Annotated in this window: 21 protein-coding genes; 6 read left to right on the top strand and 15 right to left on the bottom strand. The window is 34.7% G+C overall.

The genetic code is table 11. The annotated features are described in order from the left end of the window. Positions 1-184: 184 nt before the first annotated feature. The 5 genes from C6H17_RS02975 to topA form a co-directional block, all read right to left on the bottom strand. Positions 185-1,312, bottom strand: a complete 1,128-nt coding sequence (locus C6H17_RS02975) for a sensor histidine kinase (protein WP_020995943.1) — start codon at positions 1,310-1,312, stop codon at positions 185-187. A 21-nt stretch (positions 1,313-1,333) separates the two neighbouring features. Then, a complete protein-coding gene (locus tag C6H17_RS02970; RefSeq protein WP_020995942.1) occupies positions 1,334-3,010 on the bottom strand; it encodes a DUF7488 domain-containing protein in 1,677 nt (558 codons plus the stop codon). A gap of 10 nt (positions 3,011-3,020) precedes the next feature. Beyond that, the gene (locus tag C6H17_RS02965) at positions 3,021-3,323 is read right to left on the bottom strand and encodes a YbaB/EbfC family nucleoid-associated protein (RefSeq protein WP_004086704.1); all 303 of its coding nucleotides are present in this window, start codon (positions 3,321-3,323) and stop codon (positions 3,021-3,023) included. Further along, positions 3,323-3,667: an aspartate 1-decarboxylase gene (gene panD, locus C6H17_RS02960; protein WP_040463508.1), complete on the bottom strand. Its 345-nt coding sequence runs from the start codon at positions 3,665-3,667 to the stop codon at positions 3,323-3,325. The genes C6H17_RS02965 and panD overlap by 1 nt, the downstream gene beginning before the upstream one ends. Before the next feature lie 158 nt (positions 3,668-3,825). Continuing rightward, complete coding sequence (gene topA / locus C6H17_RS02955) at positions 3,826-6,123, bottom strand: type I DNA topoisomerase (RefSeq protein ID WP_005218003.1); 2,298 nt, start codon at positions 6,121-6,123, stop codon at positions 3,826-3,828. A 106-nt stretch (positions 6,124-6,229) separates the two neighbouring features. Here topA and C6H17_RS02950 point away from each other — a divergent pair, with 106 nt between their 5' ends. After that, positions 6,230-7,375, top strand: coding sequence for an FtsW/RodA/SpoVE family cell cycle protein (locus C6H17_RS02950; RefSeq protein ID WP_104731330.1), 1,146 nt, complete (start codon positions 6,230-6,232; stop codon positions 7,373-7,375). A gap of 311 nt (positions 7,376-7,686) precedes the next feature. On the opposite strand, the gene C6H17_RS02945 is transcribed toward C6H17_RS02950, so the two are convergent. Together C6H17_RS02945 and C6H17_RS02940 are read right to left on the bottom strand one after the other, a co-directional pair. Next, complete coding sequence (locus C6H17_RS02945) at positions 7,687-8,202, bottom strand: DUF2147 domain-containing protein (protein ID WP_005218005.1); 516 nt, start codon at positions 8,200-8,202, stop codon at positions 7,687-7,689. Positions 8,203-8,210: 8 nt separating this feature from the next. Beyond that, the gene (locus tag C6H17_RS02940; protein WP_005218006.1) at positions 8,211-8,726 is read right to left on the bottom strand and encodes a YhcH/YjgK/YiaL family protein; all 516 of its coding nucleotides are present in this window, start codon (positions 8,724-8,726) and stop codon (positions 8,211-8,213) included. Between the two features lie 365 nt (positions 8,727-9,091). Here C6H17_RS02940 and C6H17_RS02935 point away from each other — a divergent pair, with 365 nt between their 5' ends. The 4 genes from C6H17_RS02935 to C6H17_RS02915 all read left to right on the top strand — a co-directional run bounded on the left by C6H17_RS02935 (position 9,092) and on the right by C6H17_RS02915 (position 15,250). Next, positions 9,092-10,888 carry a saccharopine dehydrogenase family protein gene (locus tag C6H17_RS02935; RefSeq protein WP_005218007.1) on the top strand — a complete coding sequence of 599 codons (1,797 nt, stop codon included), beginning with the start codon at positions 9,092-9,094 and terminating at the stop codon, positions 10,886-10,888. A 63-nt stretch (positions 10,889-10,951) separates the two neighbouring features. Next, on the top strand, positions 10,952-12,700 hold the full coding sequence (locus C6H17_RS02925; protein WP_005218008.1) for a DUF262 domain-containing protein: 1,749 nt from the start codon (positions 10,952-10,954) through the stop codon (positions 12,698-12,700). Positions 12,701-12,738: 38 nt separating this feature from the next. Then, on the top strand, positions 12,739-13,221 hold the full coding sequence (locus tag C6H17_RS02920; protein ID WP_005218009.1) for a restriction endonuclease: 483 nt from the start codon (positions 12,739-12,741) through the stop codon (positions 13,219-13,221). A 253-nt stretch (positions 13,222-13,474) separates the two neighbouring features. Continuing rightward, entirely contained in the window at positions 13,475-15,250 is a 1,776-nt protein-coding gene (locus tag C6H17_RS02915; RefSeq protein WP_020995940.1) for an N-6 DNA methylase, read from the top strand. A 240-nt stretch (positions 15,251-15,490) separates the two neighbouring features. On the opposite strand, the gene C6H17_RS02910 is transcribed toward C6H17_RS02915, so the two are convergent. The 8 genes from C6H17_RS02910 to C6H17_RS02875 form a co-directional block, all read right to left on the bottom strand. Continuing rightward, on the bottom strand, positions 15,491-16,090 hold the full coding sequence (locus C6H17_RS02910) for a hypothetical protein (protein WP_005218011.1): 600 nt from the start codon (positions 16,088-16,090) through the stop codon (positions 15,491-15,493). Positions 16,091-16,576: 486 nt separating this feature from the next. Beyond that, the gene (gene groL, locus C6H17_RS02905; RefSeq protein ID WP_005218012.1) at positions 16,577-18,220 is read right to left on the bottom strand and encodes a chaperonin GroEL; all 1,644 of its coding nucleotides are present in this window, start codon (positions 18,218-18,220) and stop codon (positions 16,577-16,579) included. Positions 18,221-18,238: 18 nt separating this feature from the next. Then, a complete protein-coding gene (gene groES, locus C6H17_RS02900) occupies positions 18,239-18,508 on the bottom strand; it encodes a co-chaperone GroES (protein WP_004086675.1) in 270 nt (89 codons plus the stop codon). 139 nt (positions 18,509-18,647) lie between these two features. Next, the gene (locus C6H17_RS02895; RefSeq protein WP_005218014.1) at positions 18,648-19,751 is read right to left on the bottom strand and encodes a hypothetical protein; all 1,104 of its coding nucleotides are present in this window, start codon (positions 19,749-19,751) and stop codon (positions 18,648-18,650) included. A gap of 365 nt (positions 19,752-20,116) precedes the next feature. Beyond that, positions 20,117-22,090, bottom strand: coding sequence for a methyl-accepting chemotaxis protein (locus C6H17_RS02890; protein WP_005218016.1), 1,974 nt, complete (start codon positions 22,088-22,090; stop codon positions 20,117-20,119). Between the two features lie 489 nt (positions 22,091-22,579). After that, positions 22,580-24,127 carry a bifunctional phosphoribosylaminoimidazolecarboxamide formyltransferase/IMP cyclohydrolase gene (gene purH / locus C6H17_RS02885; RefSeq protein WP_005218018.1) on the bottom strand — a complete coding sequence of 516 codons (1,548 nt, stop codon included), beginning with the start codon at positions 24,125-24,127 and terminating at the stop codon, positions 22,580-22,582. Between the two features lie 74 nt (positions 24,128-24,201). After that, positions 24,202-25,311 (bottom strand): tRNA lysidine(34) synthetase TilS, encoded by a 1,110-nt coding sequence (gene tilS, locus C6H17_RS02880; RefSeq protein ID WP_005218019.1) that lies wholly within the window; start codon positions 25,309-25,311, stop codon positions 24,202-24,204. A gap of 383 nt (positions 25,312-25,694) precedes the next feature. Then, positions 25,695-26,321, bottom strand: coding sequence for an ATP-grasp fold amidoligase family protein (locus tag C6H17_RS02875; RefSeq protein WP_104731329.1), 627 nt, complete (start codon positions 26,319-26,321; stop codon positions 25,695-25,697). 52 nt (positions 26,322-26,373) lie between these two features. On the opposite strand from C6H17_RS02875, the gene C6H17_RS12095 reads away from it, so the two are divergent. After that, complete coding sequence (locus C6H17_RS12095; RefSeq protein ID WP_158655002.1) at positions 26,374-26,535, top strand: hypothetical protein; 162 nt, start codon at positions 26,374-26,376, stop codon at positions 26,533-26,535. Positions 26,536-26,576: the final 41 nt, after the last annotated feature.

Here is a 26,576-nt window from a genome sequence, read left to right as displayed (position 1 = left end):
GGGGAACTTTTCAATAAGAATTCTAAAGTATAATTTCTATTTTTGTGTTAGTTGCAAGGATTAACCTAACATATCATTATCATTTTTAGTAAAGTGATAGAATTTAACATATTTATTTATCTACTAATTGAAAAGTATATTTATGCTACTTATGAGTGTTGTTGCACACATTAAGTACTATATATCACTCACCACTACAAAGTGGGGTAAGTGGCACTCGTATTTCAAAAAATTTACCCTCTGTGTTATTCGCACAAAGTTCGCCATCGTGTGCCAAAGCGATTTGTCTGCTTAGGGCTAGTCCTAGCCCATGTCCTTTTAGTTTCGTTGTTTTAAAGGCTTCAAAAAGTGAAGCAATATCTTCAATCTCTTTTCCATTATCATAAATTCTACACAGAATCATATCACAATCCCTAAAAAAGCAAATGCGGATTTTACCACTCTCACACTCGCCCTCTTCAATCGCATCAATGGCATTGCAAAGCATGTTATGCAGGGCAATTTCATAAAGAGAAAAATCTACATAAAAGGCATCGTTATAATCAATTTCAAACGCAACTTCAATTTCCTTTGTATAGCCATATTCGCTTATGACTTGCTCTAAACTCTGTTTAAAATCAGCAAAAAAGTGCTGCTGTTTATTTGCCTGCACGCCTTTTGAAAAAAGCAAGGTGCTTTTAATAATTCGCTCAACTCGCCAAATGGATTTTTTCATTTCATCTACAATTTCCATGCTTTTTTCATCTACTCGTTTGCTTAATACCCCTGCAAGTAGAGAGAGTGAGCCGATTGGATTGCGGATTTCATGTGCTAGATGTGCGCTGACTTGTCCCATGCTAGCAAGCCTTTCTTGCCTTTTTTGTTCTGTGATATTTGTGGCGGTTATGATTTGTTTATGTGAGATTTTTGAGCTTTGCATAAGATAGACATTATTATCAATCTTTACTTCAAACTCACTGCTAAAATTAAGATCAATATCAAGCAAACCTTTGAGATTACTTGCCTTTTTATTTTGATAAAACAGACTGCCATTTTCATTGAAGACAATTACTGCTTGTGGAATCATCTCTAAAACAGATTCTATTAATACCTTAAAATCTTTAAATTCCTTCTCAATCTTATAGCTTTGTAGAATAAGCTCATGCAAGAGATTAAGTAAGGATTGTGTATCCCCTAAGCCCAAAGTGCTTTGCAACGCAGCATTATCATAGGCTACATCTTCTAGCATAATGCTATTTTTTGTGAGATGTTCTTGCTTGTAGGCTTCTTTTTTTTTCGCATTATGTTTGTTTTTTTTATGCACTTTTTTCATATATAACCCCTTGTTTTAAGACTATTCAAGTGGCACTCTAAATTGAAATCCTTGCCTATCAACAAGGAAATTCATCTGCCCACCATACTCCACAAGGGCTTCATACTCTTTTATTCTCTCTTTTTTAGGCTTATTTGTGCTTTTACCTCCAGAGTTATACATATCATATATTGTTCTCATGCTTTGCGTGTCAGAATCTCGCAAGATTCCATCGCCACTGAATGAATGCAAATCGCCCTTTTTACTCGTTCTCTCACTTGTGATATTTGTGCCAATAGCTATATCGCTACTTGCGAAATTACGCATATTATCTGCCATTTTGTAGTAAAAGTCATTGTGTCGCTCTTTTTTTACTTCTTTACTTTGGAATTGCTCTAATATATCTGCATTTCTTCTTTTTGTAGCCTCTTTCTCTGCTTCATAGGCGATCTTTTGCTCTAAGAAATCCACTTGATTATCCTGTATCCTTGTGAAAAGCTCTCGCAATAAATGATTTCTCTCTGTGGTATTACGCGGTTTAAAATGTCGCATATCAATGTCGTTTATAAAAAGGATTCTATCCCCTTTTTTTAGCTTCGAGAAAGGTCCTTTGCTTGGGACTTTTTGCACGATTAAATCATTTGAAATAACAAGATTAAATCTCTCTAAAAAGCTATCTGCAAGTAGCATTCCCCCATATCTTTTCTTTGCTTTTACTTTTATATTCTTTACATTTTCACCGCGTTTAATCTTTATTTGTGCGACTTCATCGGGCATAAGGTTTGAGATAATTAGCTCCAATTCAGCCCAATCTTTTGGTGCAATATCATTAATTGAGATTAAAGTATCACCCCTTTTAAAAGGATTTGATGGAAAGAATGGGTCTGAAAACTGCACAACAAAAGTTGCATTCTCCGCACTTGCTACATCAAAACGCACACCAATATCGCCATGATAGGGTTGCTGTTGATTAAGAAATCTATCAATATAAGACTTTTCAATAAAGCCATTGCCACCTACGCTTAATCCATAGATTTTATAGCATATATTGCTTATTACGCCATTTTTTTGCGTCGGAGCAGAAAACTCTGCGTATTTCAAAAATCCTGCTTGGTGCGTCTGGAATCTGCCCGGCTTTGCTCCATTAATACCTGTGCTTGCTAACTCTCTGCTTAAAGCATAATCATCAATAGCAGATAACTCATACGCATATTTAGAATCTACTCTGCCGCTCACTTGAAATAAGCCTGTGAAAGGATCATATTTTACAAGGTTTTTTAACTGCGGACGAGTTGGATTATAGCCGATAATCTCACCACTTTTAAGCTTTATGGCATATAAGCCTTTGCCTAGATTAAGACTTGCTTGTTTGTAGTAGGCGGCACAATGGGCGTAATCTATCTTTTCTTCAGTTTTACTTTTGCCATACAGATCGATTACTTCTAGCTCATTGCTCTCTAAGATTCCATTCTTTTCTCGCACCTGCACTTCTTTAGTATTTACGATATTTTCATCTGGTGTGCTAACTTGAGATGGGGTTTTGGGCTTACTTAGACTATTAAACTCGCTTTCAAGCACATTTGCATAAAGACTTGTGCTAACACAAAGGCTAAAAACGCTTGAAACAAAAAGTGATTTTATCAAAAAGCCTTGCTTTGTTTTTGATACAGAATCTCGCTGAAGACTATTTGCATTGGGTAAAAATCTAAAAGATTGCATAAGCACTCCTTTAAAATTTAAAAGGATTCATATTTTTGATTTGCTCAAATACATCATCTTGTCTAGACTCTTGCATTTGCTTATAACCTTCATTAATAGCACTAATAAGTAGAATCTGCAATGACTGCTTATCTTGCAGTAATTCATCATCAATCTCAATGTCAATGAGTTCTCCAGCTCCATTAAACTGCACATTAATAAGCCCACCACCGCTTTTTGATTCTATAATCTTTTCTTTTGCTTTCGCATCCATTTCTTTTAACTGCTCTTGCACACTACCAAGCATATTTTGCAAATCTTTAGGGTCAAACATTAATGCTCCTCTACAATACGATTTTTAGAATCTACTAGCACAACTTGTGGTTTAAAATCTTTTGCATACTTCATTTTCATACTAGCATACGCGATAATTATTACAATATCACCTTTTTGCACCTTGCGTGCCGCTGCACCATTAAGGCACATAGTGCCACTTTTTGCCTTTGCTTTTATCGCATAAGTGCTAAATCTCTCTCCATTATTGACATTTACAATATCAACTTTCATTCCCTCAATGATACCGCTAGATTCCATAATGCTTTCATCTATGCTAATAGAACCTACATAATTAAGATTTGCATCAGTAACGACTGCCCTGTGAATCTTTGCATACATCATTTCGACATAGCAGCCTTTTTGAATTTTATCTAGTTTGATCTTATCTTGTAATAGATTCTTATCTTCTTTTTTCTCTTTTGCCATCTCTATCCCTAAGTTTATGCTTATAATATGGAATCTTTTGTGTAAATAATCTTGCTATTGTAACACATTTTATTTTAAGTTACCACATTTTTACATTCAACACATACTTTTGTATTCTCTTTTGTCTTATGCCAGCATAGCATACCGCCGCATTTATCGCATTTCTCATTTGTTGGTTCTGCATTTGTGATAAATTTACATTTTGGATAGTTCCCACAGCCATAAAAGATTCCGCGTTTAGACTTTCTCTCTAGCAGCTTTCCGCCACATTTAGGACAGGCTACACTTAATTCTTTTGGCTTTTCAAGCGGTTGTGCGTTTTTACACTCTGGATAGCCACTACATGCTAAAAATTTTCCCCTTTTACTCATCTTTACTACCATAGGGCGACCGCATTTTTCACATATCTCATCGCTTGTTTCTACTTCTTGCTTTTCTTTTTTTATGAATTTACATTGTGGATAGTTAGAGCATGATACAAACTCGCCATATCGTCCATTGCGTATAACAAGCTCGTTGCCACACTCTGGGCATAACTCACCTGTTGGCTTCATAACCTTTTGAGATTCTATGCTTGTTTTACCTTTTGTGATTTTCTCAATAAAAGGTTCATAAAATTCCCATAAAACCTCTTCCCATTCTAATTTATTTTCCGCAATATCATCAAGTTTAGATTCTAAAGCTGCACTAAAACCGCTATCAACGATTTCTTCAAAATTTGCTTCAAGCATAGCAATTACATTAAATGCAATATCTTGGACTATAAGCTGCTTTTTCTCTAACTCGACATATTTTCTATCTATTAAGATTCTAATCGTTGGTGCATAAGTGCTTGGACGACCTATACCTAAACTCTCAAGCGTTTTAATAAGCCCTGCTTCTGAATAATGCGGTGGTGGCTCTGTTGTCTTTTGTATGCTTTGAATGTCTTTAAAATCTATTGCTTGACCCTCTTTAAATTGCGGTAATAATTTATCTTTATCCGCATTGCCTAAGATTTTATAGAATCCATCAAAGACCAATCTTCTACCTGTAATCTTAAACTCGCTCAATTCTCCCATAACACTCACACTAAGGCTTTCAAAAATGGCATCTTTCATTTGTGAGGCTATAAAGCGATTAAAAATAAGTGTGTAAAGCTTTAACTCATCATTGCTAAGATAGCCTGCTGCAATCTGTGGTGTGAAAGAGAGATTTGTAGGGCGTATCGCTTCATGTGCTTCTTGTGCGCCTTTTTGTGTCGCGGTATAGATTTTTGCCTTACTTGGTAGATAGTCTTTTCCCATATTTGTGTTAATAAACTCTCTAGCATTATCTAGGGCTTCTTTTGCGATATTTAAGCTATCTGTTCGCATATAGGTTATAACCCCAGCTAGTCCATCTTTTGTCTTTACACCCTCATATAATTTTTGTGCGATACTCATCGTTTTTGTAGGGGAGAATCCAAGTAGATTTGAGCTTGTTTGCTGCAGGGTTGAAGTCATAAAAGGTGGTGGAGACTTTGTAACTCTTTCTTTTTGCTGGATAGATTCTACGCGAAATTTTTCTTTTTGCAATATTGCTAATATCTCTTCTACTTCTTTTTTATCTTGCAATACTAGCTTTTCAATCTTTTTATCTTTAAAGCGGACTAAATCAAAGACTAGCCTTTCTTCTTCTTTTGCTTTAGAATCTGCTACAAAGTAGGCTTCAATAAGAAAATAATCCTGTGGATTAAAAGCCCTTATCTCTTTTTCTCTATCTACTAGAATCTTTAATGCACTAGATTGAACTCTCCCAGCACTCAAACCCCTGCCAATCTTTTGTGATAATAAGCCACTAAGCTTAAAACCTACAATCCTATCTAAAAGTCTTCTTGCCTGTTGTGCATTCACTCTATCCATATCAATTAGTCGAGGATTATCTAAAGAATGTGTAATGGCTGATTTTGTAATCTCATGAAACACAATGCGTGGAAATTGTGATATATTGCCATTTAATGCTTCCACAATGTGATAGCCAATAGCCTCACCCTCTCTATCCTCATCGGTTGCGATATAGGTAACTTCTGCACTCTTGTGTAAATCCTGCATTTCTTTTACCAATAACGCATGATCCTTTGAAATATCATAGGTTGGTATAAAATGTTTATCTTTAATTGTTATTCCAAAGCGGTGTTGCGGTAAATCTCTAATATGCCCTTTTGAAGCAATCACTTCATAATCTTTACCTAAGAAAGTCTTAATTGTTCTTGCTTTTGCGGGAGATTCTACTATGATTAGATTTTTAGTGCCACTTGATTTTTTACTAGTTGCTGTTTTGCTAGTTGCTTTTTTATTGCTTGTTTTTGTATTTTCTTTTGTAGTCGTTTTCTTTGCTTTAGCGGTCGCCATAAATACACTTGCCTTTATCTTGGTTGTGAAAATAACTTGCAATTCTAGCATATATTTCAAATATTTTTTATTATAATACGAAAAAGATTCTGTTCAAGGAAAAAACTTGCTATTTGGCTCACGCATTACAACTCATTTTGATTATGTCTTAATTCTTTTAATTTTGCCACTTGTTTTTACAAGTTTGTATCTCTTAAGTGAGACTTCACAAACGCTTCTCATACGACAATCAAGCTATGCGTTTTTGGGAATCTTTATATTTTTATTTATCTTTTTTATCCCTTTTCGCTATTTATATAAAGGTGTCGTTGTATTTTATATTATTTGTATCTTGCTTTTACTTGCTGTGGAAGTCATAGGGACTACAAAGCTTGGGGCGCAAAGGTGGATAAATATCGGTGGATTCTCACTGCAACCAAGTGAGCCTGTAAAGATTGCTGTTGTGCTATTTTTAGCACATTATGTGCAAAAAAACCCACCACCACAAGATGGATATGGCTGGATTGAGTTTTTAAAAATTAGCGTATTTATCCTTATCCCTTTTTTTCTTATATTAATTGAACCAGATTTAGGGAGTGCTATCATTGTGCTTGTTATGGGCTATGGTATGCTTTTTATTATTGGAGTGCATAAGAAAGTATGGCTTACTTGCATTATTGCTGGTTTGCTTTTCTCGCCTATTGCGTTTAAGTTTGTATTAAAGCCTTATCAAGTAGATAGAATCATGAAACTTGTAAGTGGCAATACAAGCTCTCAAGTGCAGCAAAGCCTTATTGCCGTAGGTAGCGGTGGTTTAACTGGAAGAAATTATGAAGACGCAACGCAAGCAAATTTGAAATTTTTACCCGTTGCCACAAGTGATTTTATATTCGCACATTTTGCGGAGCGTTTTGGCTTTCTTGGATCATGTGCCTTAATTGCTTTGTATTTATTTATAGTGCTGCATTTGCTTTCTTTTTGCTTTTTAGATTCACAAGATTATTTTTTAAAGGTTATTGCAAGCTGTCTTGCTATGCTATTTTTTGTCTATACTTCTGTAAATATTGCTATGACTATTGAGTTAGCCCCAGTCGTTGGGATACCACTGCCACTATTTAGCTATGGTGGAAGTAGCTTTATTACCTTTGTGATACTCATTGCTATGTTTGAAAATGCCACAACTTTTCGCTTTAGCTTCAGCAATTTTAAAGAGACTACACCATTTGGTAACTTCATGCGTATTCCTAAGAGACGAGCAAGGCGTAATATATAACAAATCCTATGGAATTCTGTAGAGATAAGTTCCATGCAAATAAGCAACCATTTATCTATTATGACAATATGTTCAAAAATTCCAAAAAGCAGATTCAAAATAGGTGTAGAAAAATTTTGGTTGGTATTTTGATTCAATAATAGCCATTAACTTGCATTTTACCAAACAACCATCTAGAAAAATAACAGCTAGTTTCCAAAAATCTCAAGGCTTTATTAGTAGAAAGTCAAAAAGATTATCAGAATCTCCAAAAATTAAAACATAACATAATGTGCCACCACACTTTTGCTAGATTTGTCAAAACGCAGATATTACTTCCTGCTACGAATAGTATCATCAATCGTTGGCGCGATTTTTTCCAGTGGTAGTCTGTATTGTTGATATTGTTTGCTTTGCTCTGTGCTTAGTTTTTGCCATTCAAATGCTTTACTTAATACATAATAGGAATCTAGAGCGCCTACAAAATCGATTTTATCATTTCCTTTTGGCACGATTTTGCCATGATATGTTTTACAATTATAAAAATTATAAATTGCCCCATCTACAAACTGCCCTTTCTTATTTTCTGTGTAACCATATCCAAATACAACGCCCACACTCTTTCTTTCGCGTAGCTCGACATTTTTATTGCATGAATCACTTACTGGTTCTGCCTCAAGATTCTTTAGTCCATAGACATAATATTTGCCATTATGCTTAAAAATCTCAACGATAGCCTGACCCCCTTCAGTGCCTTTATGTGTTAAATAGATACCAGAAATATCCCCCGCATACACAGCACCAAAAAGTCCCCATAATAAGCACACTCCATAGCGTAATAGACGCATATTGCCTCCTAATTACAAGATTTTACAATATAAGATTCTAATAATGTTTTTGGGACTTTTGCTACTATTTTATAAACTTTATTATCCGCAATGTTCTTGTGTTTTAGCCCGCCAGCATGCACATCATTTGGGAAAAATACGCAAAGACACGCATTGCTTGAAATGATTCTATGAGTAGATTTTTTTGATTTATATACAATCAAGTCCTTTTCTGCATTATATGATTCTATAATCTTAAAATCTTTAGAATCACCTATCATAAAGCATTCACTACCATGGATTGTAAGCTGAAAATCAACATATTCTTTATGTGTCTCAAAAAATGCGCGTTTATATGGTTTTAGCTTGTAGGTTTGCAACATAGCAAAAATGCCAGAATCCAAATCAATGCGAATCCCATTTTCATAGTCTCTTTTTTTATACTTTCCCTGCAAACAAGTCTCAAAAAACCTATAAAGCTGCTTTAGTGCTTCATGCTGACAAAAAAGCCACCCACAATTATCAAGTTTTGAAATAATAGCCATTCAATCACTCTCCCATTCCCATTAAAACCGAAACTCTATAATAAACTCTCTTAAAAATCGCTTTAAAATAAAAACTAATAAGAAAATATCACCATGCATTTCTATTTTTACACATTAGATATAAATGTATTGTCATTTTATGATTATAAAACTCATCGTGCCTTTAAATGTATCCAAGGGCAAGTAACAAGCTTTATATTTTTCAGTTATAATCCTTACAGAATATGTTTCTTGCTTCACAAAAAAAGTTAGCGTTATTTACTCTACCATATCATTACAAAATGTCAAGTTGTTTTATTGTAGTGTAGTTTAGACTAATAGCAACCAAGCAAAGAACATGTTTTCATTTTATTCAAGGAGCAATTATGGCTTGTGTTTTACAGATTGGTGCAGGTGGAGTTGGCGGTGTAGTAGCGCATAAAATGGCGATGAATAGGGAGAGTTTTACTCGCATTATCTTAGCTTCTCGCACCCTTAGCAAATGCCAAGCGATAGCAGATTCTATCCGCCAAAAGGGCTTAGGTGAGATTGAGATAGATTCTGTGGATGCCGATAGCGTAGAATCTGTGGTGGCTTTGATTGAAAAATATCGCCCAAAACTTGTGGTAAATGTCGCACTGCCCTATCAAGATCTAGCAATTATGGAAGCCTGTCTTCGCACAAAAACGCATTATTTAGACACGGCAAATTACGAGCATCCAGATTCAGCGCATTTTGAGTATAAAGAGCAGTGGGCGTATGATACACGCTATAAACAAGCAGGGATTTTTGCGTTGCTTGGCAGTGGCTTTGATCCGGGCGTTACAAATGTGTTTTGTGCTTATGCGCAAAAGCATTATTTTGATGAGATTTATAGCATTGATATTTTGGACTGCAATGCGGGGGATCACGGCTATGCGTTTGCTACAAACTTTAACCCTGAAATTAACTTAAGGGAGGTGAGCTCTAAAGCGAGATATTGGATAAAAGATATTGATTCTAAAAAAGTGGATTCTAATGTGGAATCAAATAGCCTTGTTTCACAAGCTGACCTAGCCTTGAATCCGGATTTAAAGCAAGATACTATTTATCGCAAGTTTGAGAGAGATGAGAAGCATTTTGCACTAGATTCTAATACGCAGGATTTAAAAGTAGAATCTTACTTTAACGGACAATGGCGAGACATTGCACCCCTAGCTTTGATGAAAGAGTGGGACTACCCAGAAGTTGGCGTGAAAAATAGCTATTTACTCTACCACGAAGAGCTAGAATCACTTATCCGCAATATCAAGGGCTTACAGAAAATCCGCTTTTTTATGACTTTTGGCGAGAGCTATCTCACGCATATGAAAGTGCTAGAGAACATCGGCTTTTTACGCATTGATGAAGTGGCACACAAGGGCGGTAAAATCGTGCCTATTGAAGTGCTAAAGACGCTTCTACCAGACCCTGCAAGTCTAGCCTCTCGCACAAAGGGGCAAACGCACATTGGCTGCTATATGAAGGGTGTGAAAGATGGAAAAGAACGCACGATTTATATCTATAATATTTGCGATCATACGGCTTGCTATAAAGAAGTCAATGCACAAGGCGTGAGCTATACGACAGGTGTGCCAGCGATGATTGGGGCAAAGCTGATATGTGAAGATAAATGGGGGCTAAACCAGCCAAAAACGCCAAACAACGCAGATAATAGCGATATGCCAAAAGGTGGGGAGTATCAGGGGATTGATAATGCTATAGAAATCGGAGATACAAACCCTAGTGGCAATTTATCAGCAAAAGACATTGAGAAATTACGCTATGAGGCAGGAACTGTTGGGTGTTTTGCATTTTGTGAAGGAGAGCATTTTGACTTTAAAATTGGTGAAGATACTTTTACTTTCAAGGTGAAAAAGTGGCAATATAATAAATGGAAACATACAGAAAAGCACTATATAGAATTACATAGCCAAAAATATGGTTTTATGTTTGAGTGTGATTTGGGGAATTTTGATGCCAAACTTGATGAATGGTTAAATCAATTCTTCTCAAATGCAACGCAAGGAGCAGGCGTGTGGAATATGGAGCAAAACGACCCCGACCCCTTTATGTGTGAGCTAAATAAGCAAGGACTCCCATACATCGTCTGCGAGATAGAATCTAATGGCAATTTAAAAGTGCTAGAAGATGGGAGAGGGTAGAATCCCAAAAATACAAATAAAAACATTGTGAAAAGCAACAAGCCACGATAAAAAGGAGTGGAAATGGCAGAAATGAGAGCAGAGCGCAAAACAATATTTGATTATCTTTCAAAAAATAAATTTTTGATTCCAATGTATCAAAGAAATTATGTCTGGAGTGAAGATGAATGTTTGCAGCTTTGGGAAGATGCATGTAACTTTTTTGAAAATAAAAAAGAGGACGAGGAGTATTTCTTAGGTTGTGTAGTGGTATATAAGGAAAATTATAGACAAAACATCATCGATGGACAGCAAAGAACCACAACGCTCAATCTCTTAATCCGCGCATTGTATGAGAAAGCAAGGGGGCAAAATGGTATAGATAAGCTTAAAAGTGATTTAGCGGCGTGCTTATGGGATAGCAATGCACTTACAGGACAGATTGATTTTGATAAAGTGCATTTAAAAAGTGAGGTGGCAACAGATTTTGATAACCAATCTTTAGAAAATCTTTTTAAAGATACTTTAGATATTAAGAGCAACATAAAGCTTTCTTTATATGAGAAAAACTTTTTGTTTTTTCAAGGAAAAATTGACGAATTAGCAAGAGAAAAGCCTGTAGAGTGGTTTGATTTTTGCTTATGCCTTTTACGCTCTTGCGTGCTTTTACCCATTGAATGTGATAACAGAGATAAAGCCTTGCGCATTTTCAATACACTCAATAATCGCGGTGTAACTTTAAGCCCTGCGGATATTTTTAAGGGTCTTATTTTTGAGAAAAAGAATGAAGAAGAGAAAAAGATTTTTGCTAGAGAGTGGAGAGAACTAGAGAGCAAGATACAAAGCTCTTCCCATCTAAAAAAGGAGGATATTAGCTTTCTTTTCACACAGTATGAGCATATTATCCGTGCGGAATATAATGATGTAGATACCGCGATACCAAGCACGCTAGATTTTTGGACACAAAAGCATAAGAAAAACACAAAAGGTCGTGATGTCAATTACGCGGCAAATGATGATATGTTGAGCAAGGAATCTACTTTTATTTTTATCCAAAAATTAGGTGATTTTTGGTGTAACCCTTATGAATATTTAAGCCAAGATTCTAAAAAATATTTTGCACTTTTAGGCATATATCAAAATAAATTGTGGCAAATGGTTGTAAGCGTGTGCTTTTATAAACACCATCAAAACAAAGAAGCATTACAAGAAGTGCTAGACATTATCTTGCCACAGGTTGCAGCGTATTGTGCGATTGGATTATTGTATGGTAAAGGTGGAGCTTCAGGCTTGCTTTGGGGCTTTATGAAGGCAAATATCCATATCCACAATAACAATATACAAAAGATTTTTGAAACATCTACAAATATTCCCAATTTAGTTATGCCAAGTTTGGAGAGTTTTATCCATTTTTCCAAAAAGGCTTTACCTAGACATATACGCTACATCTTAGCTCTCTACGCACTTATGCTAGATTCCAAACAAGAGCTAGAATGGAATCTAAATGGCAAAAACTACACGCTAATGAGTGCAGAGATTGAGCATATTTTGCCTAGAAAATGGCTGGAAGCTAACTATAACGGCTGGGACAAAAAGGATGCACAAGAATTTTTAGAACATATTGGCAATAAAATGTTGCTAGAAAAGAAAGTCAATATAGAAGCAGGAAATGGTTATTTCCACCGCAAAAAAGAGAGCTACAAAAACTCTCACTGCAAAGAAGCACAGCTCCTAGCACAAAATGAGCAAAAAGATTGGGCTAAGACTGATATTGAAAAAAGAAATAGGCACATATATGAGAAATTTAGAGATCTTTTTACAAGAGTGTTTTAGGCTTGATGTGTGAAAAATTCAGTAAACAAGGATAAACAATGGAATTTTTATTTATCATTTTTGTTGTTAGTATTGCTTTTTTGTTACTATATAAACCAAAGCGAAAAAAGTTTGTAAAATCTAAAGATTATGCGGTGGATTATGCTGCCATAAATAAGCAAAAAGGCGATGATTATGAACGACAGATTGGCAGATTCTACCAACAGCAAGGCTATAAGGTGTATTTTAAGGGAATCAAAGAAGGGCGGAGAGATCAGGGAATTGACTTGATCGCCTATAAAGGCAGAGAAGCGATTTTGATTCAATGTAAAAATTGGGAAAACACACAGGTAAAACAGGAACATTTAAGAATCTTTTTAGGGGATTGCACTGCATATTTGGAGCAGAATCAAAAGATTTTTGCAAAAAAGAATGTCAGCCGCGTATTTGTAACAAGCTGTGAAAACCTAGATTATGGAGTGAAAAAATTTTTAGAAGAAAATAGTATGGAGTATAGGATTATCCCCTATGAAAGAGTGTAAAAGCACAACACAAAATATAACTCTAAAAAATAATACAATAGCATAAGGGCAACAAATACAATGTATTTTTTTACACAACAATCTCGTTGTCAGCCGTACCTTAATGAATGGTAGATTTTCCACAAACTTATGAATTTGACGATTTTAAAAATACGCTAAAATTACCCTGTCGAAAAAATATGGAAAGAAAATAAATTTTAATCAACAGTACAAAGATTAGAAGTTAAAATACAATAATAGCGAGGTGAAAACATTGCATAGCGACATAATTGAAAAAGCACTAGAGCAAGGCTATCTTAGTTTTGAAGGGGATAGTATCATCTATCACACTAAGAATCCAAGTAAGCAAAACTACACAAATCCAGAAGAAAAAGTGCGCGCAGAAGTATTTGCAAAGCTCATTATTGAAAAAGAGTATCCACTCTCTCATATTGCCATAGAAGTGCGTGTTACACGAGGTAGCAATAAAAGTAACACAAGAGCGGATATTGTCGTTTATAAAAATGCCAAGTATCAAAAAGCCTTCATTGCCATAGAACTTAAAAAGTCAAGTCAAAAAGACTTGCGAGAGGCAAAAGAGCAGGTTTTAAGCTATGCAAATTTTTTGGGAGTAGATTACGCGCAAGTAACTAATGGCAGAGAAAAAATCACGCTCTACATTAAAGAGAATGGTAACGATTTGATTGATGATATTCCGCGCTATGGTGGTAATGCACCATTATGGAAATACTTGCGAGATTCTAAGAATAACAATATTGCAAAAATAACAACCGAAGAGCTAAAAGCACTTTTGCAAAAAATCCATAATTATCTTTGGAATGGTGGCAAAAGAAATCCAGCCGAAGCCTTTAGCGAATTTAGCAAAATCATCTTTACGAAAATAATGGACGAAAAAATCGCCAAAACTGACACAAGATACAAAATTGAATATTACGAGTTTCAAAAAAATCGTGATGAAGATAAATTTGCCCTAGAAAAGCGCATTAAAGGGCTTTATGAGAAATACAAGAAAGAAGATAGCAATGTCTTTGATAATGCACTCATTTTAGATGCAGATGAGATTAAATTTTTAGTAGAGAATCTTGAAGGCATTGGCTTAAGTAAAATAGAATTAGATATTAAAGGGGAAATCTTTCAAAACTTTTTAAAAGACTTTTTTAAAGGCAAGGCTGGGCAGTTCTTTACTCCATTTAATGTTGTGCGTTTTGTGATAGGGTGCTTTGACATTACGCAAAATGATTTAGTGCTAGATCCAAGTTGCGGAAGTGGAGGCTTTTTACTACGGACTTTGCTCTATATGCGAGAAAAATGTGAAAATCATTACAAGGATAAGAATGACGAAGTGCAAAAATTCTTATGTTGGCATTCTTTCGCGGAGAAAAATCTCTATGGCATAGAAATTAACGGAGGCATTTCACAAGCTGCTAAAATGCAAATGATTATCCACGATGATGGGCATACGAATGTCATCACAGCCGATGGGCTTGACTCTTTTGAAAATTTCATAAGAAAAAATAATAAATTTCAAAAAAACACCTTTAATTTCATCTTTACAAACCCCCCTTTTGGCTCTAGCATACCTGCAAGTAAGCCCTATTTTGAGGACTTTTCTTTTGCAAAAAGTGAAGTGCATTTCATTGATAAAATCATTGATAAAAAATCGCCTAAAGATTTAAGCGGACAAAAAAGCGAGATTTTATTTTTAGAGCGGTATTTTGAGTTTTTAAAAGAGGGTGGCATTGTAGCTTGTGTCTTGCCTGATGGAATCTTAACAAATTCTAGTTTGCAAAATGTGCGTGATTATCTTTTAGAACGCTTTTATTTACTCGCTTCTTTCTCTCTACCCCAGCATACCTTTTCAAACTATGGCGCAGGGGTAAAATCTAGCATTTTAGTCCTAAAGAAAAAAGACAAAAAGGCTATGAAAGCATTTTTAGATAAAAAGAAGCGATACAAAATGCCATTACCCACTTATGCTAACTCATCATTATATAAGCTACAATATTACACACAAGCATATAATTTTTAAAAATTTTTTCTAGCTAACTCTTATAAATTTACGAAACTAGAGAAAATATCGGTTTTTTGAGAATTTGGAGGCAAATAAATTACAATTAAAATGAGCGGACATTTTGCCAAGCCCACCTTTTTTATTTCAACTTAGAGTAAATAAAGTAACTTGACAATGAAAAAATGTCGGTTAGGATTTTGGGGTGGGATTTGGATTCTATAATATTGATAAATATTAAGACTTCATAGCCAATAAACCTTAGAGAAAAGTCCAAACAAAGTTTAAGCTATGGATTGTCCCTAAATCTAAATCATTAGACTTGCAATAGATATTTGCACGATAGGTAATATCGGTATTGACTAAAAACGGAATTATTTTTAATAAGCCTAAGCCCACTTCAATATATGCTCCATTTGCTTTGAGATTATGCGTCTGGCTAAAGTTTGCTCCAGCACCAATTATAAGGTGAATTAAACCCAAGCCCATAAGTTCTTCAGGGTGGATATATAGCACTCCGCCCACAGAGTGAGTGGGGGCATAAGTGTCCATATAGAGATATTTAATCCTCGCACCAATGCCTACATTCTCATAAGTAAAAGGAATATCTATGGAAGGTTTTAAATAAAAATGATTATCCACAAAGAAATTCCACCCTACACTTGCACCAATGATTCCGCCAAATCTATCTTTAGCTACTTTATTTGAATCTATCTTGTTTAAATCTGTGCTAAAGCCATAGTGAAATGAAGCTATTTGAAACCAATTTCCTATTATATGTGGTAATTTCTCCCATCCACCCTCAGCCCTTAAGCTCCCACATATCATAATGCTAAATACAAAGATTCTGAATAGTCTCATCGTTTTATCCCTTAAAAATGATTTACTTACAAAATGTTTGTGAAGGCAAAGTTTATTATATTAAGATTCTTGTCATTTTGAAATTCAAGCGAAAAATCTTTTTTGGATTCTAAATTTTTAGATACTCGCCTAAAGGCTTAGTTATGATAATTACTATATTAGGATTCTAAAACAACGGCATTTTAACATAAGATTTCAGCTATAAAGGGTTTTATAATAATACTGTTACTCTACATGTTTATATTTCATAAAAATAGAAATCAATCATATTAAAAGGCATATTTGCTTCAATACCGCAGTTATAAAAAGCATAGATTCTAAAATTTTATTTGCATGATTTATGAGGGTGCGTGTTAATCGTTTGCAAGTGTATTTAATTGTTTAAACAAAATTTATTTGTAGCTTGTTGTTTAAATTATTATTCAAGCTATATAGTTTGTTCTATATAGCCTTTAAATAAAGAGTATTTGAGTAAATAGGGCTTTATTACATCATGCCGCCCATACCACCCATTCCGCCCATATCAGGCATAGCTGGGGCTGGTTTGTCTTCTTTAATATCAGTGATAGCTGCTTCTGTTGTTAAAAGTAGGCTAGAGATAGAAACCGCATTTTGAAGTGCTACACGAGTAACTTTCAATGGGTCGATAATACCTTCCTTAAACATATCTACATATTCGCCATTACTTGCATTAAAGCCTGTTTTGCCATCTTTTGCTTTGCTTACTTCATTAATAACAACACCAGAATCATAACCCGCATTTGTAGCGATTTGTGCTAAAGGCGCTTTTACTGCTCTATGGATAATGTCAAATCCTATATTTTCATCACCTTTTAATGAAGCATTTTTTGCATTTACCTTGCTTGCTGCATGAATAAGGGCTGCACCACCACCGATAACAATGCCTTCTTCAACCGCAGCTTTTGTCGCAGATAGTGCGTCATCTACTCTGTCTTTTTTCTCTTTCATCTCTACTTCGCTTGGCGCACCAACTTTGATAACTGCTACACCGCCAGAGAGTTTTGCAAGTCTTTCTTGCAATTTCTCTTTGTCATAATCGCTTGTTGTAGATTCTATTTGAGTGCGGATTTGTGCGACTCTTTCTTCTACTGCTTTTTTCTTACCCTTGCCATCAACGATTGTTGTATTGTCTTTGTCAAGCACGATTCTCGCTGCTTGTCCTAAATGACTCATATCAATACTTTCAAGCATAAGTCCTACTTCCTCGCTAATCACATCGCCACCTGTAAGGATAGCAATATCTCTTAGCATTTCCTTTCTTCTATCACCAAAGCCCGGAGCTTTTACAGCAGCTACATTTAACACACCGCGAAGTTTATTGACTACAAGCGTAGTTAGGGCTTCACCCTCTAAATCTTCTGCGATGATGAGTAAAGGGCGACCACTTTTCATTGTAGCTTCCAAGATAGGCAGAATGTCTTTCATTGAAGTGATTTTTTTATCAGTGATTAGGATATATGGATTCTCAAGTTCTGCACTCATTTTATCCGCATTTGTAACAAAATAAGGACTTAGATACCCTCTATCAAACTGCATACCTTCAACTACACTTAATTCATCATTAATACCTTTTGCCTCTTCAACGGTTATAACACCATCTTTGCCGACTTTCTCCATAGCATCAGCGATAAGCTTACCTATGTTTTCATCAGAGTTTGCAGAGATTGTTGCTACTTGTGTAATCTCTGCTTTTCCACCAACTTTTTTACTTCCTTTTTTAAGCTCTTCAATGATTAAAGCACTCGCTTTATCCATGCCTCTTTTTACTTCGATAGGATTAGCCCCAGCTGTAATATTTCTTAAACCTTCTTTAAAAATGCTATGTGCTAAAACGGTCGCTGTTGTAGTGCCATCACCTGCTGCATCAGCAGTTTTACTTGCCACTTCTTTTACAAGCTGTGCTCCCATATTTGCAAGTGTGTCTTTAAGCTCAATTTCTTTTGCCACACTTACACCATCTTTTGTGATTGTAGGCGCACCATAGCTTTTTTGAATCAGAACATTGCGCCCTTTTGGACCCATTGTAACTTTTACTGCGTTGCTTAATGCACTTACACCTTCATAGATTTTATTTCTTGCTTCATCGCTAAATTTAATATCTTTTGCCATAGTTGCTCCTTATTTCTATTATTTTAAAACGCCAAGAATGTCTTCAGATTCTAATACGATAAAATCTTTATTATCGATTTTAACCTCATTGCCCTTATATTTGCCAAATAGGACTTTATCGCCCTTTTTGACTTCACCATCTTTCTCAACTTCTTTGCTTACTTCTTTGATAACACCAATACTTGGTTTTTCAGTCGCATTATCAGGAATTATAAGTCCAGAAGCTGTCTTTTTTTCCTCTTCAATTCTTTCAACCAATACTCTTTTTCCTAGTGGTTTAAAAGCCATTGTCATTCTCCTTATACAAAAAGTTCATAATTAGCACTTAAAAATTTTAAGTGATAGAATCATACTCATTTTTTGGTTAATAAGTCAAGATTTTATAGTGATATATTAAATAATATTTAGTGTATTAGACTAAATATTATTAAGCTTTATTGTATAAATTAGCACTCTTTCTCCATAAAATAGCAAAGCAAAGCACATAAAATAGGCAAAAACAAGCACTAGCAAGTAAAATCATAGGAGTATCCATATAATAATATGTTACAACAATAACAAAACATGCAAAAAAAGTGTTAATGATAAGTGCCGCTGCATTTCCAACATATCTTTGTAATATATGGTGTAAATGCAAATCATGTCGTTGCCACACGATATCAACCAATATAGCTATATTTTGTTTTCTAGTAGAACACAACTGCATAATGAGACTTGCAAATACACTTGATAGTATAGAGCATATAGGATAAAGCATTAAAGCCATGCAATACCACATATTGATTCCATAATATAGCACACATAAAAGTAGTAACGCCCCAATGCAAAATCCAAGCAAAAATGCTCCACTATCACCTAAAAACATCTTGCCAAACGGATAGTTAAAAAGCAAAAAAACAAATAAGATTCCAAGCAATACGCTCGCAGCAAAACCAATAAAATTACTCTGTGTTTGATACGCAATATAACATAAAGCACACAATACAATCATACTATATAATGCCGCATTGCCATGTATGCCATCTATTGTATTCATGCCATTTGTAGTCAAAAAAAGTGCTATATAACATGGCAGCAATAGAAAAATTAAACTATAATCGTGATTCATATCTAGTGAATAAAAGAGTAAATGAAGCACACAGAATCCACATATTTGTATGCAAAACACGAGCCATAGAATCATTTTGCCATAAATGTCTTTTATAATGCCACTGCAAAGCACAATAGAGCATGCAATATAAAAATGAAGCCCGGCATATTCGTAAAAATCGCCAACATTTGTGCTTGATATATGATTGCCATGAGAATTAAAAGGTATTTCAATCCCACCCAAAACTACAACTACATAAGCAATAAAAATGCTAATGCCACCACAAAGCGGCGTAGTTTTTGTGTGAAGTTTAAAGCTTTTTGTATCGGGTTTATCCTGCATAACATTCATGGTTTGCGCGAGAATGTATGAAATACCCATAGTGATACAACCGCAAAATATCCCAAGATTTGCAAAATATAAAAGCGTAGAAAACTCCATAAACTTACTCCAAATATGTCTTTATAGGGATAAATTATAGTAAATCTTATAAGTATATTAAAAGCTAGGCTAGTTAAAGATTTATGCTAGTAAGAATTATAAAGAATAACTATAAATCTTTCAATCCCATTCAAACACATAGATATTCTAGGATTCTCATGTTGAAGTTGCAAAAATCTGATCTCATATGGATTTTAGTCTCTTCCAAGATATGATGATAAAATAGCATCTATAGACCATTAACCTATATCATTTTTTACGTGAAAACGAAAGAATCACAAGCATATTGCAATAATACCATTGCTTAATGATACCAAGTCTTTCATATAGTTTTTCCTGCAAAAGATCACACACAACAAAACATTTTAAAAACTCTTTTTATTCACATCTTCTAGAATCTCTGTTGCAAGATTTGCGACATTATGGCTAATCTCTTGTGCTTCGTTGCTGACTTGAAGATTATCTTTTGTGAGAATCTCAAGCTGTGAAACTTGTTCGTTAATCTGATTCATACCGCAAGATTGCTCTTCAATAGAGTTTGTCATATCGTGTATTGATTGTGTGAGAACATTGGCATTAGATTCTATCTCACTAAGTGATTTTTGCGTTCTCTCTGCTAACTTTCTCACCTCATCGGCTACGACTGCAAAGCCTCTGCCATGCTCTCCAGCCCTTGCTGCTTCAATCGCTGCGTTTAATGCAAGTAAGTTTGTTTGCTCAGCAATTTCTTTAATCACAACAACGATATTTTTAATATCTTCACTTTGACTTATCACTTCATCACTACGCGCACTAACACTTGCCATAGAGCTTGTAATCTCTTCAATAGCACTTGCAGTTTGATGCAATGCACTTGCTTGATTCTGTGTGCTTTCTTGCAATCGTATCACTGAAGTATTCAATAAATCGCTTTGCGTATTTAGCGTATTTGCTAATTTTTGAGAAGTTTGTAACATTTTTGAGATATTTAGAATAAGCATATTGACACTAACTTCCATGCCGATAGGATCTATGATTTGATTTTTGAAATTACCCTCATTTGCTTCCTTAAATACACTGAGAATGCGTGATAAATCCATAGTGATCGTCTCGCATAACGCCGCACTCATTTCATTTATAGAATTACGCAAGGAAATCATATTAGGATTTTTAGAATCTATTATAAGCTGTTTGCCAAACTTACCTTCTTTAACCTCCTGTATTACTTCATGAAAACCATCTTGCAATAATTTCTCTTGCTTATGTAATTTTGTAATAAATTCCACATTTTCATTTATTTCGCTTGACATTTGACCAAACTCATCATTACTTTTTATATGTGTCGGCGTGTAGGTTTGAATCTTATATTGCAGATACTCAAAAAACTGCCTTAAATTCTTCCTTATAATATCCAAAGGACTTAATATATAACGGATAATAAAAGTCATAATAGCTAATGCGATTATGATAAAGCCTAGCGACCACAATAATGTATCAATAGCTATGTTTTTCAGTGCTTCATCATAGTCTTTTGTCGAGTTGGTGATACAAGTATTCCAGCCTATTTGAGTTTTACCACATGCTGCTAATCTTTCTTCATTGTCTAAAAGAGAGATGTAGCGAAATGGGCTTATCCCATGCTTTGCAATCCCTTCTTTCAATGTCGCAACAAAAGGTTTCCCAGAATCATCCATAATATATTTTCCGGGTGTAACATAAAATAGATCTTCAAATATTAATGTGCGTCCTGTCGGCGATGTCTTAAGAGACTGCACATCTTTAGAAAATTGGGATAGATATAAATCCCCTACAATCTCTGCTACAATCTTACCATTTACTCGTATAGGTGCAAAAAATGTAATAGCCAATTCCCCTGTTACAAAATCCACATACGGCGTAGAAACTCCAGCTTTTCCTAGAGATAGCGCATTTTTAAACCAATCTCTAGTATTTGCATCATATTTGCCACCATCACTCCCCATGAGAATCTTAGGAAAGCTATATTGCTCATCTTTTCTACTCATAATCGCTTCACCATCACTCACATAAGCGATATAAAATGCATCAAAGCTAGACATTCTCGCGGTTTTATTTAAAAAATCATAGATTTCATCGCGATTTAAAAACTTTGGATTCTGCTCTAGCGTTGTGGCAACACTCGCTAATTTATCGCTTTTTTCTTGTATATAGTCATCTATGTAGAGTAAAACTGCTTTTAATAGAATTTCTTTTTGCGTATTGGAGGCTTTCATAAAATTTGCTTTTGAATCAAGCCATTTATACACCCCAAATATACCAAGTATAGCAATAAGCATAGCTATTGTTGATAATTGCAATTTTTGTGTAACGCTTAACTTCATATATAATCCTTCTATGGTTTGTAATTATGAAAACATTGTAACAAAAAAATCAAAAACAAAGCAATATAAAATTAAATATAAATGTTGGCTTAAATCAATAAAAAGCAACCAAGTAGCTATCAAACAATATATTCTATTGTATTGGAATTATGGTATGTAGCAGAGAATAATGTTAATCCCAATGTAATGTTGCGGTAATTTTAAAAATTAATACGGCGGTGTATTTTATGCATTAAGATTCCCAACAGATATTTGAAAACATGCTTGTAATGTGGGAAATATGGAAATTGTAGATGATTTATAAATCTACAAATATTACATTACAAAACATGCATTTACTTGAAATAAAGTTTAAACAGGGCATTCTGGTAGTGCGTTAAGAAAATTTACAATACAAGGTTTTCTCAATACTGCAAATCTTACTACTTGCATGACACACAAAAATGATACAAAATTGCCATAAGCAATACATCTCTACAATTACTATTTCTAATGCAAAAAATGTCTTTTGCCAGAAAAGTATAATGCGATATTATGTTTATCTGCTTCTTGTATCACCTCATCATCTCTTATACTTCCACCCGGCTCAATAACTGCACTTACGCCCACACTTGCGGCGAGTTCTATGCTATCCTTAAAAGGGAAAAATGCTTCACTTGCAAGCACACAGCCCTTTAAATCTAGCCCCATTTCCCCTGCTTTTTTAATAGCTGCATGACTTGCATCAACGCGGCTTGTCATACCCATGCCAATGGCGACAAGGCTGCCATCTTTTACATAAGTTACGCAGTTTGACTTTGTAAGACTTGCGATTTTATAGGCGATTTCTAAATCAAGCATTTGGGCTTGTGTAGCCTTTGCTTTGCTCACACATTTAGAATCTCTCACTTCATTTGGTGTGATAAAATCGCTATTTTGATACACAAAACCACCCTCAATATGTTTAAAATCCCATGTATCTCGTGGAAAATAAAGGCGACTATTCTCCGCATTACTGCAAGTAAAGATTTTAATCCGCTTTTTATGACTAAAAGATTCTAAGGCTTCAGGGGTTACATGACTTGCTACAACGACTTCAATATAGCTTTTTAGAATCTCTTTAGAAAGATCTACATCTAGCACACCATTAATCGCTACAACACCACCATACGCACTCACACTATCACATTGCAGGGCATGGCGATAAGATTCTATAAGATTGTCTTTGAGACTAAAACCACAAGGATTCCCATGTTTTACAACACACACACAATCTTTATCACCAAACGCACTAGCGATTTTTATAGCCGCATTCATATCGGTGAGATTATTAAAACTTGCTATACCTTTTAAGCTTTTAAAATGCTTTGAGTAAAACTCATTATATTCATAGAGACTGCCTTTTTGATGCGGATTCTCCCCGTAGTTTGTATCCATGACTTTTTTACCAGTGATAAATACAGAATCTCCAAAGCCATCACAAAAGCGACTAGACATATAGTTTGCTATCATGCAGTCATACTCAGCGGTATGACTAAAGGCTTTTATCATTAAATTTCTGCGAAACTCTAGCGTATTATTACTTTTTAGATTCTCTAAAATATAGCTATAATCCTTAGAATCTACAACGACAACTACATGCTGAAAGTTCTTAGCTGCTGCGCGTATCATGCTGGGACCGCCAATGTCTATATTCTCAATGATTGTATCAAAGCAATCTGTCTTTTCTATCGTTGCTTTAAATGGATAGAGATTCACACATACAAGGGATATATTAAAGATTCCATGTTTTTCTGCGGTTAGTTTGTCTTCTTTATTATCTCGTCTATGCAGTATTCCGCCATGAATCTTTGGGTGCAGTGTCTTTACCCTACCATCAAACATTTCTTCACTCTGTGTATAGCTACTCACCTCGATAGATTCAATACCATTTTCTTGTAAGACTTTTAGAGTCCCACCTGTGCTTAGAATCTTATAGCCTAGCTCTATTAGCCCCTTAGCAAAAGGGATAATATCAGTCTTATCACTCACACTCAAAAGTGCGTATTTTTGTGTCATTGCTTTTCCTTACATAAAATAATGAAAGCGTATTGTAGCCAAGTAACAATAAGGTTTAAATAATAGCCCATAAATTACCCCCAAATATCAAGGCTGTTTATATAAAGCAATGGGCGTATCTTAGGGGGGATATTTTGGATTCTATATTTTTCTCTCTCTTGTTTTGGAATCTTTATAGAATCTTTTTGTATTAAATTATATAAATGCTTTATATTGCAAGGTAGTTGTATATATTTTTCCCTTCTTTTCTCTAAAAATGCCTTTATAAGCCATCTAATCTCAATGCCTACAAATATAAAAGATTCATTCTTTGCAATTACAATTTTGCCACCCATGACACACGCCCCATTTTTTAAAAGTGTGCGTTGCAATTCATCTTTTTGTTTGCCACTCATAATGTAGCCAAGTCGCTTTGTAAGCATATCTATCGTGTGAATCTCGTGTATATGACTTTTACATATAAAAAGATTATAATCTACACATACCACAACATGCGGATAAAGCCTAGCCCTCTCTTTCTCTAAATACGCAAAGCTTTTTTTTACCCCATTGATAAAATCCCTATTCATTAGCCCAGAAAGCTGCTGTCTAAATAGATTGCGTTTATAGCTTATATCGCTATTGCTTGTATCGATGAAGTATTTGATATTATTTGTGTGATTGTAGTTTAGAATCTCTTGCTTTGTGTAAGTGATAAATGGTCGCACAAGATAATATACTTTGTTATGTATCATGCGTTCTGTTATATCATGAAAACCTAGCAATGTATTTAGCCCAGCACCACATGAAAGCTGCATGAAAAACCACTCAAGTCTATCATCAAAGTGGTGTGCTGTAATGAGATTATGATAATCATGCGTGATTATAATCTTATGAAAAAAGTCATAGCGAATGTTTCTTGCATTATGCTCAAAATCTTTTGTAATAGATTCTGAAATGAGTGTATAGCATTGCTTTTTATACTGCTTTGCAAGGCTTTTAGCATATAGCACTTCATCTTTACTTTGAGATCTTTTGCCATAATCAATGATTGCAATATCAAACTCTATTTTATGCTCCATTAACACAAAAAAAAGTGCAGTAGAATCTATCCCACCAGAAAAAGCAAGTAAGTTTTTATTTTTACTTAAAATGGCATATATATGCGGTGAAATGGTAAGTGTGTGTGTATCTTTGTGTTTCATTGGTGTTCTTTGTAATATATTTGATATTAAATGATTTTTTAGGCTTTAATTTGTTTTTAGAATCCCTACATACTTAATCAAGGAATATCCCCTTAAGTCTTTTCAGATTATAAAAATTCCATTTATGATTTCTATGGTATAGAAATTCTCAAACAATCTAAAATGAATTTGAAAAAATAAACATAAAAACTTAAGAATCATATACAAAAATTATAACACAAGTTTGCTTGTAATATGTTTTTGTTTGCATGGCATGAATGGGTTGCTTTCAAATTTTCTGAACTTACCTTTATACTCTCTTTTACATTTTAAAAGAAAACTTAAACTTATCGTAATAATCCAAATCTAACCTAAACAAAACTCTCATCATTAAGAAAACTATTTTATGAAAGTTTCCACAAACCCCCGAGTTTTTTATCCCATTCGTTCGGGGTGAATTTCTCTGTTCCCCCGCCGTGTGTAAAGGTAAGCTCCCCAACTATGATTTTGCCTTGAATGTTATACAAATCAACTCTTAGCATCGCAAATGGCATAGAAAGTCTTGTAGCTATCGTAAGCATTACCATAAAATTGAGTGGCTTACTAGGTGGCATTGTTGATTGTGGATAGCAAAGAGAGAAAGGCATAAGATTCCAATTCTCATCAAAAACACTTCGCGTATGTTCTACAAATCTATCGGTATCCACTTGTATGTATTGTGTTTTACCAAAGCAGTGGATTTTATAATCACTTGGCACTTTAGCTTCCCCATTTGCGTTAGTCTCAAGCAACATCTCCTCCGCAAAGATTCTAGGCTCTATATCTTTATAATGCCATTCTCTATAAAGTGTGTAAAAGTTTGTGTTTAAATGATTTGTGAGTTTAGTCATAGCTTCATTAAAGCTTTTAGAATCTTTTAAAAAAGATTCTTTATCTTTCACTAAGACTACACCACCACAATCGTGATTTGTCTTTAATACAAAGCTTTGTGGAAGTTTAGAGAAATCAATCTCATCTACACTTTTATAGATTCCATAGAGTTTTGGTAAGTATTGACATTCATTTGTATTAAAGAGCTCTTGTGTGAGTGTGTCAATAGGTTGGAAAAGCAGGGAATCTTTAGCAAGAAGTGAGTTTAGATTCTGTGTTGCTTGGTTGGGTATAGGATTTTTTGGTGTGTTTTGTGTGGTTTCTAGATTCTGTATTGCTTGTGAGAATTTATTACCAGATTCTGTGTTGTTTTGATTTAGGCTATATTTGCCCCCCCCCCCCCGTAGTTATATGAG

It is taken from the genome of Helicobacter rappini, assembly GCF_900198625.1.
In the GTDB taxonomy this organism is placed as follows: Bacteria; Campylobacterota; Campylobacteria; order Campylobacterales; family Helicobacteraceae; genus Helicobacter_A; species Helicobacter_A rappini.
This window is presented reverse-complemented; position numbering and strand designations above follow the sequence as displayed.